General features: G+C 36.2%; 18 protein-coding genes. 10 read left to right on the top strand and 8 right to left on the bottom strand.

All coding sequences use genetic code 11. The annotated features are described in order from the left end of the window. The first annotated feature begins 161 nt into the window (after window positions 1-161). Complete coding sequence (locus ABW636_RS21050; protein WP_367592070.1) at window positions 162-1907, top strand: peptidoglycan DD-metalloendopeptidase family protein; 1746 nt, start codon at window positions 162-164, stop codon at window positions 1905-1907. 16 nt (window positions 1908-1923) lie between these two features. Continuing rightward, complete coding sequence (locus tag ABW636_RS21045; RefSeq protein WP_367592069.1) at window positions 1924-2445, top strand: DUF4348 domain-containing protein; 522 nt, start codon at window positions 1924-1926, stop codon at window positions 2443-2445. 189 nt (window positions 2446-2634) lie between these two features. On the opposite strand, the gene ABW636_RS21040 is transcribed toward ABW636_RS21045, so the two are convergent. Genes ABW636_RS21040 through ABW636_RS21030 form a run of 3 tightly spaced genes read right to left on the bottom strand, consistent with a single transcriptional unit; the run spans window position 2635 to window position 3515 of the window. After that, window positions 2635-2937 (bottom strand): type II toxin-antitoxin system RelE/ParE family toxin, encoded by a 303-nt coding sequence (locus ABW636_RS21040; protein WP_367592068.1) that lies wholly within the window; start codon window positions 2935-2937, stop codon window positions 2635-2637. Continuing rightward, the gene (locus ABW636_RS21035) at window positions 2938-3168 is read right to left on the bottom strand and encodes an addiction module protein (protein ID WP_367592067.1); all 231 of its coding nucleotides are present in this window, start codon (window positions 3166-3168) and stop codon (window positions 2938-2940) included. Window positions 3169-3179: 11 nt separating this feature from the next. Next, window positions 3180-3515 carry a helix-turn-helix domain-containing protein gene (locus ABW636_RS21030; RefSeq protein WP_367592066.1) on the bottom strand — a complete coding sequence of 112 codons (336 nt, stop codon included), beginning with the start codon at window positions 3513-3515 and terminating at the stop codon, window positions 3180-3182. A 159-nt stretch (window positions 3516-3674) separates the two neighbouring features. Here ABW636_RS21030 and ABW636_RS21025 point away from each other — a divergent pair, with 159 nt between their 5' ends. The 8 genes from ABW636_RS21025 (at window position 3675) to ABW636_RS20990 (ending at window position 10706) form a co-directional block, all read left to right on the top strand. Then, complete coding sequence (locus ABW636_RS21025; protein WP_367592065.1) at window positions 3675-5264, top strand: MTBMA_p00010-related P-loop-containing protein; 1590 nt, start codon at window positions 3675-3677, stop codon at window positions 5262-5264. Window positions 5265-5315: 51 nt separating this feature from the next. Then, window positions 5316-6254: a tyrosine-type recombinase/integrase gene (locus tag ABW636_RS21020; RefSeq protein ID WP_367592064.1), complete on the top strand. Its 939-nt coding sequence runs from the start codon at window positions 5316-5318 to the stop codon at window positions 6252-6254. Further along, entirely contained in the window at window positions 6241-7128 is an 888-nt protein-coding gene (locus ABW636_RS21015) for a tyrosine-type recombinase/integrase (RefSeq protein ID WP_367592063.1), read from the top strand. Before ABW636_RS21020 ends, ABW636_RS21015 begins: the two co-directional genes overlap by 14 nt. A 3-nt stretch (window positions 7129-7131) precedes the next feature. Further along, entirely contained in the window at window positions 7132-7332 is a 201-nt protein-coding gene (locus tag ABW636_RS21010; RefSeq protein WP_367592062.1) for a hypothetical protein, read from the top strand. A 52-nt stretch (window positions 7333-7384) separates the two neighbouring features. Beyond that, window positions 7385-7630, top strand: coding sequence for a hypothetical protein (locus ABW636_RS21005; protein ID WP_367592061.1), 246 nt, complete (start codon window positions 7385-7387; stop codon window positions 7628-7630). After that, window positions 7615-7917 (top strand): type II toxin-antitoxin system RelE/ParE family toxin, encoded by a 303-nt coding sequence (locus tag ABW636_RS21000; protein ID WP_367590145.1) that lies wholly within the window; start codon window positions 7615-7617, stop codon window positions 7915-7917. Before ABW636_RS21005 ends, ABW636_RS21000 begins: the two co-directional genes overlap by 16 nt. A 700-nt stretch (window positions 7918-8617) precedes the next feature. Further along, complete coding sequence (locus tag ABW636_RS20995) at window positions 8618-9295, top strand: hypothetical protein (RefSeq protein ID WP_367592060.1); 678 nt, start codon at window positions 8618-8620, stop codon at window positions 9293-9295. 577 nt (window positions 9296-9872) lie between these two features. Then, window positions 9873-10706 carry a hypothetical protein gene (locus tag ABW636_RS20990; protein WP_367592059.1) on the top strand — a complete coding sequence of 278 codons (834 nt, stop codon included), beginning with the start codon at window positions 9873-9875 and terminating at the stop codon, window positions 10704-10706. 145 nt (window positions 10707-10851) lie between these two features. Here the strand turns inward: ABW636_RS20990 and ABW636_RS20985 are convergent, their stop codons facing one another. The 5 genes from ABW636_RS20985 to ABW636_RS20965 form a co-directional block, all read right to left on the bottom strand. Further along, a complete protein-coding gene (locus tag ABW636_RS20985) occupies window positions 10852-12240 on the bottom strand; it encodes a M20/M25/M40 family metallo-hydrolase (RefSeq protein ID WP_367592058.1) in 1389 nt (462 codons plus the stop codon). A gap of 21 nt (window positions 12241-12261) precedes the next feature. Beyond that, window positions 12262-13140, bottom strand: a complete 879-nt coding sequence (locus ABW636_RS20980) for a PPK2 family polyphosphate kinase (RefSeq protein WP_367592057.1) — start codon at window positions 13138-13140, stop codon at window positions 12262-12264. 106 nt (window positions 13141-13246) lie between these two features. After that, entirely contained in the window at window positions 13247-13777 is a 531-nt protein-coding gene (locus ABW636_RS20975) for a hypothetical protein (RefSeq protein WP_367592056.1), read from the bottom strand. A 27-nt stretch (window positions 13778-13804) separates the two neighbouring features. Continuing rightward, entirely contained in the window at window positions 13805-14968 is a 1164-nt protein-coding gene (locus tag ABW636_RS20970; protein ID WP_367592055.1) for a sigma-54-dependent transcriptional regulator, read from the bottom strand. After that, complete coding sequence (locus ABW636_RS20965) at window positions 14968-15867, bottom strand: hypothetical protein (protein WP_367592054.1); 900 nt, start codon at window positions 15865-15867, stop codon at window positions 14968-14970. Before ABW636_RS20965 ends, ABW636_RS20970 begins: the two co-directional genes overlap by 1 nt. Between the last annotated feature and the right edge of the window lie 22 nt (window positions 15868-15889).

The raw sequence follows: 15889 nt of genomic DNA, 5'->3' as shown, positions 1-15889 counted from the left end.
ATTTTAGCCCTGCAGATGGATAGATGACAGCTAGAACGTTCTTAAAAAATAGATTTTGTCCGTAGAATAGGCTCAAAAAAAGGGTACAGGCGCAATTTTTTTGCAGTAACCTCTTTGCCTTTGCTATTAGCTATAACACCCCACAAAAAGGAGCACAAGCCTTGTATAACGGTAATATAAGTGAAACACTTTGGCAAACCGCTAATGATTATACCAACCGTTGGTACAAATACAACTATGATGCCCTTAACCGGATTTTAAGTGCTACTAGTAATGACGATAAGTACAATGTATCGGGAATTACTTATGATAAAGCAGGAAATATCCTGTCATTAGATAGACAAGGACACCTTAACGATGCTGCTAGCTCGTTTGGAAATATGGATATCCTGTCCTATACCTATGATACTGGGAACAAACTACTAAAAGTTGCAGATATCGGAAACAAAACCTATGGGTTTAAAGACGGGACAAATACCAACGATGATTTTGAGTATGATGCCAATGGTAATATGGTCAAAGACCGTAACAAAGGGATTGATCAGATTACCTATAACCATTTAAATCTGCCCACCACAGTAACCGTAAGCGGTACTAACAATGGAACGATAAACTATGTATATGATGCTACAGGGGCTAAACTTAAAAAGATAGCTACTGAGGGTGGAAACGCAACCACCACAGAATATGCGGGTGGGTATATTTATAAGAATGGAAATCTTGAGTATTTTTCTACGTCTGAAGGATATGTAACCCCAGAAAATGGTGGATACAAGTATATATACCAGTTTAAAGATCATTTAGGGAATGTTAGACTGTCATACACAGATGCTGATAATAGCGGGACTGTAGAGCAATCTGAAATTATCGAAGAATCGAATTATTACCCTTTTGGGTTGACTCATAGAGGTTACAACGAAATCGTAAGCTCTCATGGAAATAGTACAGCTCAACTAATTGGTTATGGAGGAAAAGAGCAACAAAACGAATTAGGGTTAGAGTTTTTAGACTTTGGAGCAAGGAATTATGATGCATCTATAGGTCGTTGGATGAATATAGATCCTCTGGCTGATATTATGGAAATGGATTCTCCATATAATTATGCTTTTGACAACCCTGTCTTTTTTATAGATTCAAATGGTATGATGCCCTGGCCTGTTCATGAATTTTTTTATGACTGGACACGCAGAGTTGATTCTTGGTATGGTCCAAGAAATTGTACAGGTTGTAGTTCTTTTCATAGAGGTTTAGATATTAACTTTTCAGGAGGAGGAGCTACTGATTTTGGAGCGCCAGTACTTGCTACTCATACAGGAAGAGTGGTTTCAATAAAAACATCTCTAAGTGGAGCGGGTAGAAATGTTTTAATCCAGTCTCCAGACGGAACTTTTCAGACACAGTATTTTCATATGAGCCGTATTGATGTATTATTAGGTAGTTATGTTGAAGAAGGGCAACAAGTAGGAGCAATAGGAGGCTCTGGTAGAGGACGAGAAAGAGGGTATGCTGTTCATTTACATTATGCAATGAAGAGACAAAATGGTTCTGGGAGTTATGATTGGTATAATCCTACAGGAGGTAAAGCTAATGAAACGGCTAATATTGTAGATCCACAAGCTTGGCTTGGATATGGCCCTTGGGAATCTTCTTATTATGATCCTATAGCAGGAGCTAATTTCTCTATTTTCCTTTTGGATGGACCGATAGGTCAGGAAACAAGTACAAATACGTCTACATCAGCGTCAACTCAAAATCCAAGGCCATCTGTAACACCAATAGATCCTTTGCCATCGGGAGGAATAGTACCAGCACCAATAACCCCTATTGTACCTGGAGGAGGAACTATTCCACCACCACCACCCCCCCCTAACCCTGTAATAATTCCAGATCAACCTATTTTAGATTAACCAAATATTTTAAATAATGAAGAACATAATTATAATAGCGATATTAATTTTAACATTAACCGTCTTTATAGGATGTAATAATAACAAGGAAGATAAAAGATCCTCAGATATATCAACTGAAACAATTGTCGAAAAAAAGTCAATTGAAAATTTACCAAATCCAAGGGTGGAAAAAAATGAAGCTCCTAAAGATTGTGGATTAAATTTTGAATCTTTTTTCACCAAATTTTCTAATGATAGTGCTTTTCAAAAAAATAGAATACAATTTCCTTTGAAAATGGTAGCAGTAGATATTTATGATAGCGAAAATTCTTCAATAAAAAACCTTAGTATTAATGACTATTCGTTTATGGATTTTAGTAAAGATAAAGATGCTGAGAATAGAGATAATGACAAATATAAGGTTGAGTTAATTAAAAAAAATGAAACCGCAGTGTATAAAAAGTTAGGCATTGATAATGGTATCTATATCGAATTTAAGTTTAAAAAAGAAGACAACTGTTGGCTATTAACATCGATAGAAGATCAATCTAGCTAATCTGCTCTGTGAAGTTTACAACTTCGTAGCGGTATGAGTAAGCAATAAAAGATAAGCCCCCGCTCGTCCTCGAATGAGTAAGGCTAGCGCTTGGTCTCTGACGAGTGCCGTTACAGCTTGGCGGGTATGAGTAAATACATAAAAGTAAAGAGCCAGTTGCACTGTGGTGTAGCTGGTTTTTTTATTGGGTTATTCTTCTCTAGTGTCCCAATGCTGTGGGCTTTGTGCCATTGCAAATACAGCAGAGATGATGATGGTTTTATTGTCTTCATCTACTATAAAATGGATCATATATGGGAAGACATCTACAATAGCAGTTTTAACATCGCGATACCGGGTAACAATGTTTTCGGGGTTTTTACAGATATGGGCTACTTTTTTACGTACTTCTTTGGTAAAACGGTTGCCCAATCCTTTTTGCTGTTTGTTGTACCACTTGGCAGTACTTCTGATATCTTCTTTGGCAAGGGGCAGTATAACAGGTTGATACATTTATAACTCTTTGTCAATATCGTCCATAGCCTCATTAAAATCCAATACCTGATCAGGATTGTTACGATGATCTGCCAAACGCTTATCCAGTTCGGCCTTGTGCCACTCTGGGATATCATTTAACGCTATCTCGATATCATTGTACTTCTCTTTGAGTTTGTTCCAATCCTTCATGGGGATAAACACCCCGGTAGGAACACCATTACTATCTGAAATATATTGTAAGTTCATCGTTGTTTATTTTAAGAAGAATACGCTTGTTGTGTTTTAAAGTCTCTAATAGCAAGATCCAAAAACTTAATGATAATTGCTTTATTATCCCCTGTCATATCCTGTATTACTTCAAAACGCTTAAGAAGCTGTGTATCCTTGATCGTTATATTATCATCACTTAATAAAGAGTCTGTAGAAACCCCAAGTGCATCGGCAATAGCTTTTAATGCATCTGCAGGAGGAATACTACTTCCCAGTTCATAACGGGATAAGCTTTTATTATTTACCCCAGAACGTTCTGCCAGTTCTGCCTGTGACAAATTCTTTTGTTGTCTATATAATCGTATGCGCTCTGATATAGTCATAATCGAGAAATACTAATTAAAAACACCTCTAAAAAGTGAATATAAGACAAATATAAGCAAGATAATTTAATAAAATCTATGAAGTGTCTTGTCTAGTAGTCTCGTAATTGTTACTTTTGAGACAAATGTGAGAATAATACTTTTTTTAAACTTTTTATTATGGGCATATTAAAAACGGATAATCCACATAACTACAGTTACATCAACAGACACCTAGAAATACATATTCTAGGCGGGATTAAGTTTACCAACTTAGAGCGTTTACGGGTTACCTTAAGTATCAAAAATCCTAAGCAGCACCATATGCTAAGGCATAGTATCGACCTGTATAATGATAATATGGTAGAAAAACTGGTTCGTAAAGTTGCAGAACGTATCGAGATGGGTACATCGATTATCCGTACCACCCTGCAAGAGTTAATCAGTGCCTTAGAACAATACCGTATCAATGAATTACAAAAAGAACAAGAAGAAGGGCAAATACAAGTCAAAACCTTATCCAGTAAAGAACTACGAGCCGCAGAAGCATTTTTAAAGTCCAAAGACTTGTTAAGTAAAACTAATGAGTTAATAGGTCAATCGGGAGTTATAGGAGAAGAAATCAACAGATTACTAATGTACCTGATCTTTACTAGTAGAAAGACAAACAATCCTTTACATTGTATCAGTTTAGGGAGTTCGGGAGTTGGTAAAACCCATTTACAGAGCAAAGTAGCAGAACTAATACCCGATGAAGATAAGATCGAGATTACCGTACTCTCTGCCAATGCCTTCTATTACTTTAACCGTACAGAGCTTAGAAACAAACTCATCCTTATAGAAGATCTGGACGGTGCAGAAAGTGTATTGTATCCATTACGTGAGTTACAATCTAAACGTAGGATTACCAAAACCGTAGTACATAAAGATCGTAAAGGCACTACCAAAACGATACATCTAACGGTAGAAGGCCCTGTATCTGTAGCAGGTTGTACAACTCAGGAAAGCGTGTACGAAGATAATAGTAACCGTAGCTTTTTATTGTATATCGATGAATCAGAAGAACAGGATAAAAAGATCATGCACTACCAGCGCGCCGAGTCGGCGGGACAAAGAAATAAGCAACAAGAATTTGAATCTGCACGTTTTTTACGGGATGTACAACGGGTCTTACAACCGATTGCCGTTCGTAACCCTTATGCCATGAAGCTTAGTCTCCCGCAATCCGTATTTAAACCCCGAAGGACTAATACTCACTACCTGCAATTTATAGAAGCCGTTACTTTTTACCACCAGTTACAAAGAGAAAAGAAGTACGACCAGCAGACAGGTGAAGAATATATCGAAACCACTATCGAAGATATACAGGCGGCTAACGAGCTGATCAAAGAAGTATTATTACGTAAAAGTGATGAAATCACAGGGGCTTGCCGTAATTACCTAGAAGAGCTAAAGAAATATTTACAGACAAATAAGCAAACGACCTTTACCGCTTTAGAAACCCGTAGACGGTTAAAGGTTAAGAAAACCACACAATGGCGGTATCACCAACAACTTATAGAAAGCCATTACATCAAGAAACTACGTAAAAAGAAAGGTGAGACCATCATACGTTACGAGATTACCAATCCTAACGAATACAAAGAGTTAGAAAAAACTATTAGTGCCGCATTACAGGAATGCATACATAAAATAACTGCCAGTGGCGGCTCGCCACGTTCCACCGTTCCGGTGCGTTCCACTACTGAAACGGAACAAACAACTACATAAAAGACAGTTAGTTAACAAGCTGTTCCACAAAATCATAAAAAACACATACCGATGCAAAAATTAAAGCTAGAAAACCCTGGCTATAGGGCTTTATTATCCAATTTTAAAGAATGGTTAGATATCCTGGGCTATGCAGAAAAGACAGTATACGGCATGCCTATCAAGTTACGGGAGCTCTTCTACTGGTTAGAATCTCAAGGATATAACCATATTAGTACAGTCACCCCAAAAGATGTAAAAAACTATTATGAGGAACTAAAACGCAGAGCTAATGAGCGTAAAGGAGGGGGATTAAGTAACGCCTATCTTAATAAACATCAAAATGCCTTACGTAAGTTTAGAAACTACCTGATACAACACAATGCAGATACATCGTTGCGGGTACACCTAAGATATGAAACCAATGATACTGAAGAGCGTAGTAATATCTTAACCCAACCTGAAATCAAAGCACTGTTTAAAACTACAAGCTATAGTCATCATTGGGAACGTATACGGTTGCGGGATAAAGCCATGCTTAGCTGTTTATACAGTTGTGGTTTACGTAGAAATGAAATGGTAGCATTAGATGTAAGTGATATCCTTTTTGATAAGCAGCGTATACATGTTAGAAAAGGTAAAAACTATAAAGAACGTTTTGTGCCTTTTAACATGCATAGCTTGCGGGTATTAGAAGTATATATCTACGATGCACGTCCACAGTTTTATAACCTGCATGATAACGAAGCTTTGTTTATCAGTACACAAGGTAAACGTGTCTGTGGAATGACGGTATTAGAAAGGGTTAAGAAAATAGCCCACGCTACAGGGGATAAAACCATTATAGATAAAAACATCTCTCCCCATACCCTACGACACTCTATCGCTACGCATCTTTTACAACAAGGTGTGCCTATAGAAAGTATTAAAACCTTTTTAGGACATAGTAGCCTGGTAAGCACACAAGTATATACCCACCTGTTAAAAATAATGACCGATGAAAACATTTAATCAATACCTGCAAGAGATTGGATATGCACCCAATACCATTAGTGTCAAAGAAGCAGAAAGCACCACGTTTACAAAATGGTGTAAAAAACGGGGAACTACCCCAATGGCTATTGATTATAAAGCTTGCCTTAAATATATCGAGCACTTAAAAAGAAAAGGTAATACCAAAAAAACCATTAATCATAAACTAGGGCATTTACGCAACTATTTTACCTATCTGGTACACCAAGGAGATCGTACCACCAATCCTATCGAAAATACGGTTATCAAAGGAGAAAGGACACGTACCTATTATACCATCTTAGAACCCGAAGAACTCGAAGACCTGTATTACAGCTTTGAGACCGATAAAAATCCAGAACCATACTATAGGTATACTGCCAGACGTAATAAAATGATTATTGGTTTACTAGTCTATCAAGGGTTAGATACCAAAGATTTTAGGAATCTAAAACTAGAACATCTACAATTAGAAAAAGGGAAGATCTATGTTCCTGGCCGAAGACGCAGCAACTCCCGTACCTTAGACCTTAAACCATGGCAGATTATAGAAATGATGGAATACCTAAATACTATCAGGCCTGCATTAGAAAAACGGGTTAAAAACCTGACAGATCACGAAAGGCTCTTTCCTTATGGGCAGCAGTTTACTGTGATTAGCATCCTTATCAAAAAGATAAAAAAGTATAACCATAAAGTAGCTGGTGCCAAACAAATCAGGGCAAGTGTAATTACACATTGGTTAGGGCAATACAATCTTAGAAAAGTACAATATATGGCAGGACATAAACATATTATCTCTACAGAAAAATACTTGACCGATGACCTTGACAGCCTGCATGATATGGTCAATAACTTCCATCCGATAAACTAAACCATGATGAAACCACAAGAAATCTATATTAAAATGACGATTACAGATGTAGCAGAATTACGTTATATGCAACATACCTTATTAGAAAACTTAAACTTATTAAGTCAATTAGATGATGATTGTACCACCAATAGGAGTATAAAAGATAGTGTGTACTGGATCTCTAAAATACTACAGTCTATAGATCACGAAACTGAAAACTAAAAAATATTGTATATTATAAACTATCTTTGTTATGAATATTAAAATGAATGTTATGGATGTAAAGGCGGATATCAAATGGATACAGAATCAATTGAATGATGTTAAAGATCCTATGCTTATAGAAGCGTTTAAAAGTATGCTTAAATACAGAAATAAAAACCGATCACGTTCTGATCACCGTATAAGTATAGAACAATATAATAAAGAGCTTGAAGCTTCGGAGAAAGAAATCGAAAAAGGTAATTTTTATACTCAAGAACAAGTCCGTAAAATAGCTAGTCAATGGGGAAGGAAATAGTATGGTCAACCCCTGCTTTGCTAGAACTAGAAGAAATACATACCGACATTTTTGAAGTTAGTAAATCTTTAAAATCAGCAGATAGAGTTATTAATGAAATCATGGACAGTGCCGATGTTTTAAGCACTCAACCTGAAATTTATACTTTAGACGAAAACAAAACACCTAATGATGGTAGTTATCGTTCTTATGAAATACGAACTTATAATGTAGCATACCGTGTTTTAGATGACACTATCAGGATTATACGAGTTCGTTATGCAGGAAATGAACCACGACAATATTAATTAGAGATTTAATATATCCCGAATCGTAAAGGTTCGGGATTTTTTGTTGTATAAATAGCCAAGTGACTCCCTACAGTCGGATAGTTATTATGGGCGCATCAAGTATGCTTTGCCCATAAGCTGTTATAAGGTGTTCCTTCGTCACTCCACAAGCTATTTTTTGTTATTCCACAAGTGCTGAAAAAAGCACTTGTTCCATACCGTTACAACTCCCTCGCCTTCGGTCGGTAGTCTCCACTACAAACAAATAGCCTTGCTTACGTTCCTCTATCACCCGCAGCTCTCTTTTTGCTTAACAACAATAAGGTTGCCTACGGCGTGAGTTTAATTAAGCAAAACCGCTGCTTCATGGGCTCCGCCGCTTGGTCGCAGCCTAGACGATTATTTATGTGGAAGTATCTATTTTAATAAAGCGGAACACATAAAAATCGTCTGGCACACAAAACCGTTACACTCCTTTTTGTGTGTCGGCTACTCCTCTACGCTTCGGCTTCGCCTTTGTCTTGCGTGCAACGCAGCTTCGTTCAGTCGCCACTAGGCTATGATTATGATTAAAGCTGAAGGTCAGCCACAACTGCCGTTGCGCTCTTCAGCTTTAATCATAATCCAAATGTTAAAAAAGTGTTTGTATTTTTTTTGAGAATAATCCTCTAATTAGGTATTAAGGACTAAGTTCGTACAAAATTAACTTTGGCGAGCTATGGATTTTTTAAACTCATTATTCAACTTTTTCTCAGATAGAAAAAAACAGCTATCTCATAAATTAACTCTTTTAATAATTAGTATAACAGTGTTGGTATTAATCGACAATACTCTAAGCTTTTCTTATTACCATAACGCTCACAACAAAATAGAAGAAGTTAATAATATCAATAAAACATTAACTAACCCTACTCTTACAGGTAAAGAAAAAAAGCAACTTTTAAAACTCAGAAAAAATATAATTCATAGAGAAACATGGAAAGATAAGGCTTGGAACTTTATATCTCATATAGAGTTTAAAAATGATGCTAAAGAGGTTATGGTTCCAAAATTTGAAAATAAACCTATACCATTAGAAGAATCAAAAATAATTAAGAGAAGTTATTTTTGGCATTTTATAAGTTCCTCATGGTTGTTTATATTTATTATGGTTGTTATGATTATTGCTGCTTTTATAGGATATGATGGTGATTTAGGGGGGACAATAAGTATGTTAATTAGTTTTGGAATTATGCTATATAGTATAGCTTGGGTATTTACAAAAGCGCTATCCACTATACCTATTATTTTGGGAAATCCTACCTTTAATTATTTTTTAAACGGAATATTATCTCTTTTAATATCTTTAATAGTTTATCATCTTATTAAAAATAAAAACACTTCTAAAGTGGAATAGCGAAGGGGTGCGGAGCAGAGGCTCTTCCGCTTTAGAAGTGGTAGCCATAGTGGCGATTGAACGTCACGCCCGGGGGTTCGAACCCCTCTTTCTCCGCACAAAAACCACTCAAAAACCTACCAGAGCTTACCAAATCAAGTCTACGACACGATTATGTATGTATAGTATTATAATATTACCCTTAAAAACAACCTGTTAGAAGTCAAATCTTCAATCATAGCAATAGGTGCGCGGCTATTTTACATAGTTGTATTATGGGGCGAGCTTCGGGAGTACCCATAATGCCCAATTATGTAAACATAGCTTTGATGATGCGGCTGGCTTTAATAGCAACAAATACAGAAATCTGTAAGGTAGCTAGATCACAAATCATTATTTTAGCCCTGCAGATGGATAGATGACAGCTAGAACGTTCTTAAAAAATAGATTTTGTCCGTAGAATAGGCTCAAAAAAAGGGTACAGGCGCAATTTTTTTGCAGTAACCTCTTTGCCTTTAAGATTCATTACAATACCACTGCAAACCCATTATACAACGGAAATATCGCTAAAACCACTTGGCAAACTGCTAATGACAACGTGACTAGAAGTTATGACTATACCTATGATGCGCTTAACCGGATTACCGAAGCGATAAGTAACGATGGGAAGTATAACCTAAGCAATGTGACCTATGACAAAGCAGGAAATATCCTATCATTAGACAGAAAAGGACACCTTAACGGTGCTGCTAGCGCCTTTGGGGATATGGACAAACTGGTGTATAACTATAGTCATAATGAGGTTAGTAATAAACTCTTAAAGGTAACCGATCATACCACTAATACTTTTGGGTTTAAGGATGGTAACAAAAATGGTGATGACTTTGTTTATGATGAAAATGGTAATATGGTCAAAGACCGTAATAAAGGCATTGATCAGATTACCTATAATCATTTAAACTTACCTACAACCGTAACTGTAAGTGGTGCTAACAATGGAACAATACAATATGTATATGATGCTACAGGAGCTAAACTTAAGAAAGTAGCTACAGAGAGTGGAAATGCAACTACCACAGAGTATGCTAATGGTTATATTTATAAAGAAGGAAACCTTGAATATTTTTCTACAGCAGAAGGGTATGTAACACCAGAAAATGGTGGGTACCAATATGTATACCAATTTAAAGATCATTTAGGAAACGTGCGACTCTCCTATACAGATGCTGATAACAACGGGGCTATAACACAATCAGAAATCATCGAAGAGAAAAATTACTATCCTTTTGGACTTAAAATGCGAGGTTATAATGAAGCTATAAGTTCTCATGGTAATAGTACTGCTCAGTTAAGAGGTATCGATAAAGTAAATGTAGAAGTAGGACTAATTGCAATGGCACACAATCTTAAAAAGTACAGTTTAGCAATATAGGATTGCGTGTGCCTTTTTAAAACACATCTTTTAATCCTAAAATTGAAAAAAATCAACAAAAACCATAATGGATGAAAAAGAAAATCGCCTAAAAATAACTTTTTAGACGACCTCTTATATTTTACTATATTAAGCTATCAATCTATTACTTCACGCCATATTTATCAAAAAGATAGATCAGGCTGGTCATAGTAGCTGCTCCCAGCTCTAGCTCACGCCTATTAACCGCATCGAACGTATCATTTTTGGCATGGTGGTGATCAAAATATCGTTGCAAATCTGGTCGCAAACCGGCCAGTACAATCCCATCTTTTTTAAGCGGGCCAATATCGGCACCACTACCTCCTCTTTTGAAATAATGAATAAGATAGGGCTTAAAAACCTGAGTCCAACCCTCTACTTGTGCAAAGTTGGCATCATCACAATCAAAAGAAAATCCTCTTGGGGTAAATCCTCCTGCATCACTTTCTAAAGCAAAAACATGATTTTCTCCTTTATTCTTGGCCTCTTTTGCATATTTTTTACCTCCTCGTAATCCATTTTCCTCATTCATAAATAAGACTACGCGAATAGATCGTTTGGGTTTATACCCTATTTCTTTAAACAATCGCAGTACTTCCATCGACTGTACAATACCTGCTCCATCATCATGAGAACCATCTCCCAAATCCCAGGAATCCAGGTGCCCTCCTACTACCATATATTCTTTGGGAAACTCACTACCTGTCATCTCTCCTATCACATTATAGGACTGTACATCTTTCCAGGTTTTACAGTTCATATTGATATGAAACTTTATATTTGAGTTTAATTTCAGCATAGAGCTTAACAAATTAGCCCCATTGGTACTAATGGCTGCAGCTGGGATTTTATCTGCATCTTTTAGGTCTCCATAACTCATAGCACCTGTATGCGGGTAATCGTCTTGTCTAAAATTCATCGACCGTACAATCACACCTACTGCTCCATATTTTGAAGCTTCTGCAGCTCCTTTATATCGTTGATCTACACATCCGCCATATGCCTCGAACGCATCGATAAGATTGGCTTGCATAGGGCGGTTAAAGAATACGATTTTTCCTTTTATTTTTTCTTCGCCCAACTTCTCTATATCCTCTATACCTTTTACCTCTATAATAGGTGCTTTGATACCACCGATAGGAGTAGGTACCGATCCTCCTAGTGCACAAATAGGTACCGTAGTTGTTTTACCAGGTGTTGTTTCTATATATGCAAATTCGGTAACTCCTCTGGTCCACTTGGGCACCATAACAGGTTGTAACCATACTTTATCTATCCCTAATTGCTTTAATTCTTTTTCTCCCCACTCTACAGCATGTTGTGCATTTAGAGAACCCGAAAGTCTCGAACCTATTTGATTCGACAAATGATCTAACCACGCATAACTTTTTCCGTTCAACAAAGAAGTATCATAAATAAGCTTTATCAAGGTCGAATCTTCTTTTGTTGTACTTTGTGCAAAACCATTTAGGGTTAGTAATGCAACCGTGATTAATATCGTATTCTTTAACATAGTATGTGTTTTAAACTCGTTTTATTCATTTTTTAATTGTTCGATATACAAATCCAGATTTGCTTTTGTTTTTTCGTCTAACGCTGGTTCTTGTATATCGTCATATTCACTAAGGGTATCGTATAAAATTTTGGCTACTATATACCTGGCTACCGGTTTTTCATCTGCAGGAATAACATACCAGGGAGCGTGTGGCAAAGAAGTTCTGTTAATCGCATCCTGATAGCACGCTTGATACTGATCCCAAAGTTTACGTTCTTTAAGGTCACCTGATGAGAATTTCCAGTTTTTTTCTTTCTTTTCTAACCTGCGTAACAACCTGTTTCTCTGTTCATCTTTGGATAAATGCAAATAAAACTTATAGATCAATGTTCCGTTTTGAGCAATGTGTTTTTCAAAGTTTTTGATCTGCTCAAAACGTTGATCCCAAAACTGATCGTTAATATCATCTACTGTTTTTATTTGAGGAAGATTTTCTCCCATGATATACTCGGGATGCACCCGGGTTACCAAAACATTTTCGTAATGTGTTCTATTAAACACGCTAAATTTACCACGTTGTGGCAACGCTATATAATGTCTCCAAAGATAATCATGGCCAAGCTCTAATGACGTCGGCACCTTAAAGCTATGTACTGTAACCCCGCGAACATTAAAATCTTTAAAAACCTCTCTGATCAGGCTATCTTTACCTGCAGTATCCATACCTTGCAAGCATATCAACACAGCATACTTACCATGTGCGTATAAGGTATCTTGAAGTTTCCCTAGTTTTTCACGAACTTCTTCCAGTTCTTTTTCAACTTTCTTTTCGCTAGCTTCGAGATCAAAAGTGGTAGAGATAGTAGATAACTTTACGGTATTGGACACCTTAAAATCATCCCGGTGAATCTTTTTCATAGTGTGATTTGTGTTACACCCCGAAAGATACTAAAGTTTTCGATTTGCAAAAAATCGTTATCGTATTCATTTGGTTTGCTAACACCACTTTTTTTTCCTTTTTTATTTATCGAGCATTAAAGTCGTAGCTAAATCCCACCAAAAACGTATCGTACCTTCTTCCTAAACTTTTTAGATTTATCTCTGCAAACACATGTATTGGTTTGCTCATATGATGTAATGCCCTTATTTTTATTTGTGCTCCATGATTAAAATTACCGGTTCTAAAAGCCAAAAAGGCTTTATCATCGATCGTTTCGAATATACCAGAGTCATTACCAATATACCCCATCCCTGCAGTAATAGTAGTGGGATACCAATTAAATGCAATAATATTCACCCCAAAAGCTAACTCATTATAAGCTTCATAGGTTTCACTGTCTGCGATAGTAAATGATCTATTATACTCTCCTATAAATGTTGTAAAGCAATTGTAGGCATATTCTATGCGTGCTCCTGCAGTTACCTCATCTTCTAAACCAAAGTTTTTTCCTGCAACCAGACCATAATTGATAGCCCCAGGATCATATTGTCCATAAGACAAATAAGAACCCAGTATCAACATTATCGACAGATATTGTTTTAGAATTTGGGGCATAGGTATTATTAATTTATATACTGAATGCTACTTTGCTGCAAACAATTTTACATCTTCTTCGCTTATCTCATCACCACCCAAAATAATTAAACGCTCTATCACATTACGCAGTTCTCTAATATTTCCTGTCCAATCATATTGCTGTAATTGTTTGATGGCTTTGGCAGAAAAATTCTTAATAGGTGATCCCTGTTCTTTAGATATTTTTTTTGAAAAATAAGTCACCAATAATGGGATATCTTCTCTTCTATCGTTTAGAGCAGGTACTTTTACCAAAATTACCGCCAATCTATGATACAAATCTTCTCTAAATTTATTTTCTGCAATTTCCTTTTTTAGGTCCTTGTTGGTAGCAGCAATTACTCTTACATCTACTTTTATATCCTTATCACTACCTACTCTCTGAATTCTATTTTCTTGCAAAGCTCTTAAAACTTTTGCTTGCGCAGACAGACTCATATCTCCAATTTCATCTAGAAAAATGGTTCCCCCGTTAGCGGCTTCAAATTTACCTGCACGATCTTTGTTTGCAGAGGTAAACGCTCCTTTTACGTGCCCAAAGAGTTCACTTTCTATTAATTCTCCTGGTATAGCTGCACAATTTACTTCGATCATCGCTCCCTTAGAACGATCACTCTTTTGATGAATCCAATGCGCTACCAACTCCTTACCGGTACCATTAGGCCCTGTAATCAATACTCTGGCATCTGTAGCTGCTACTTTTTCTATAATATTTTTGATATCAGAAATGGCTTTAGACTCCCCTATCATCTCATAATTTTTAGAGACTTTTTTCTTCAGCATCTTATTTTCTATAACCAGTTCTTTTCTATCTAAGGCATTGCGAACGGTATTAAGCAATCTATTTAGATCTGGCGGTTTAGAGATATAATCAAAAGCACCTAGTCGCATTGTATTCACGGCAGTATCCAAATCACCATGGCCAGAGATCATCACAATAGGAATTTCTGGTTTTATTTTTTTGATAGCTTCCAGCACTTCTACTCCATCCATCTTAGGCATTTTAATATCACAAAGCACAAGGTCATAATCTTCTCCTTTAATTTTTTCGATTCCTACGAGCCCATCTTCTGCCTCCAAAACTTCATATTTGCTATTCTCTTCAGATAAAATTTTCACCAGTACTCTTCTGATAGCTGCTTCATCTTCTATTATTAATATTCTTGCCATTATATCTTAAATTTTATTCCGCCTCTAAAATAACCCGTATTTTCATCATTGATAAATAATATATCATTTTGATCGGCATTTCGTAAGCGAATTTCATTGCTTAATGTATATCCTGTATAAAAAAAGAACAATAAGTGTTCTGTAAAGTAATGTTCATACCCCAATGCTCCCATTATATTTAACATCGAAATATTTTCTGCAACTTGAACTCCTTGTCCCTCTACTAAAATACTTCTGTTATTCTGCAAGTTAGCATAAAAGCGATCTAAGCCAACAAAGGCTTGTAAGGTGTTTTTTTTGTTGAAATAATATTTAATATTTGATTTGGGCGTCCCTACAGAAAATGACCAATTGGTATGAAACCTTTTAAAATAATTCAAAATGGGTAGTGGAAAATTTATACTTGCAGGAGTAGTATACTTAACTCCCATTACCAGTCGGGCCATTTTTGGTTTTTCGTCATACTCATAACTTTTCACAAAGTAAATTGCTCCTGTATATCGTAAATCATCACTTTTGATTCCTGAGTCCTCGAAGTTCGAAGAAATTTTCATTCCTAATTTACTACCAAAACGCCAATTATTCTTCATTTTAAAAGTATACCCCAACTCCAAACCTGCCGTCTGAAAACTATCGAGTCCTTCAACATCTTCTAACATCATTTTATCTTCTAACACCAAACTATTGTATCTATAATCTGCAGAAACAATTAGATAAGACCCTTTTTCTTTTAAAGGTATCGGTAAATTGGTTTCGATTCTAAAGCGACTGTACTCATTATCATTAGCTTGCGGAATATATGCATATTCTAAACGAGCTAAATTAACACCTTGCGACCAAATACAATGAAATGAACAGGAGCATATAAATAAACAAATCAGGTATTTTATTTTCATCATTTGGGGCTATTGTAAATAAACA

It is taken from the genome of Aquimarina discodermiae (assembly GCF_040786235.1).
Lineage (GTDB): Bacteria > Bacteroidota > Bacteroidia > Flavobacteriales > Flavobacteriaceae > Aquimarina.
The sequence above is the reverse complement of the archived record's forward strand: the minus strand, read 5'-3'. Positions and strand labels throughout refer to the sequence as shown.

What these genes read in the sequence shown, in the direction of transcription:
- ABW636_RS20975 (WP_367592056.1), bottom strand. Translation starts at nt 13,777, where the DNA reads ATGCCCCAAATTCTAAAACAATATCTGTCGATAATGTTGATACTGGGT.
- ABW636_RS20965 (WP_367592054.1), bottom strand. Translation starts at nt 15,867, where the DNA reads ATGATGAAAATAAAATACCTGATTTGTTTATTTATATGCTCCTGTTCA.
- ABW636_RS21040 (WP_367592068.1), bottom strand. Translation starts at nt 2,937, where the DNA reads ATGTATCAACCTGTTATACTGCCCCTTGCCAAAGAAGATATCAGAAGT.
- ABW636_RS21030 (WP_367592066.1), bottom strand. Translation starts at nt 3,515, where the DNA reads ATGACTATATCAGAGCGCATACGATTATATAGACAACAAAAGAATTTG.
- ABW636_RS20970 (WP_367592055.1), bottom strand. Translation starts at nt 14,968, where the DNA reads ATGGCAAGAATATTAATAATAGAAGATGAAGCAGCTATCAGAAGAGTA.
- ABW636_RS21020 (WP_367592064.1), top strand. Translation starts at nt 5,316, where the DNA reads ATGCAAAAATTAAAGCTAGAAAACCCTGGCTATAGGGCTTTATTATCC.
- ABW636_RS21005 (WP_367592061.1), top strand. Translation starts at nt 7,385, where the DNA reads ATGGATGTAAAGGCGGATATCAAATGGATACAGAATCAATTGAATGAT.
- ABW636_RS21010 (WP_367592062.1), top strand. Translation starts at nt 7,132, where the DNA reads ATGATGAAACCACAAGAAATCTATATTAAAATGACGATTACAGATGTA.
- ABW636_RS21000 (WP_367590145.1), top strand. Translation starts at nt 7,615, where the DNA reads ATGGGGAAGGAAATAGTATGGTCAACCCCTGCTTTGCTAGAACTAGAA.
- ABW636_RS21045 (WP_367592069.1), top strand. Translation starts at nt 1,924, where the DNA reads ATGAAGAACATAATTATAATAGCGATATTAATTTTAACATTAACCGTC.
- ABW636_RS20980 (WP_367592057.1), bottom strand. Translation starts at nt 13,140, where the DNA reads ATGAAAAAGATTCACCGGGATGATTTTAAGGTGTCCAATACCGTAAAG.
- ABW636_RS21025 (WP_367592065.1), top strand. Translation starts at nt 3,675, where the DNA reads ATGGGCATATTAAAAACGGATAATCCACATAACTACAGTTACATCAAC.
- ABW636_RS21035 (WP_367592067.1), bottom strand. Translation starts at nt 3,168, where the DNA reads ATGAACTTACAATATATTTCAGATAGTAATGGTGTTCCTACCGGGGTG.
- ABW636_RS20985 (WP_367592058.1), bottom strand. Translation starts at nt 12,240, where the DNA reads ATGTTAAAGAATACGATATTAATCACGGTTGCATTACTAACCCTAAAT.
- ABW636_RS21015 (WP_367592063.1), top strand. Translation starts at nt 6,241, where the DNA reads ATGAAAACATTTAATCAATACCTGCAAGAGATTGGATATGCACCCAAT.
- ABW636_RS20995 (WP_367592060.1), top strand. Translation starts at nt 8,618, where the DNA reads ATGGATTTTTTAAACTCATTATTCAACTTTTTCTCAGATAGAAAAAAA.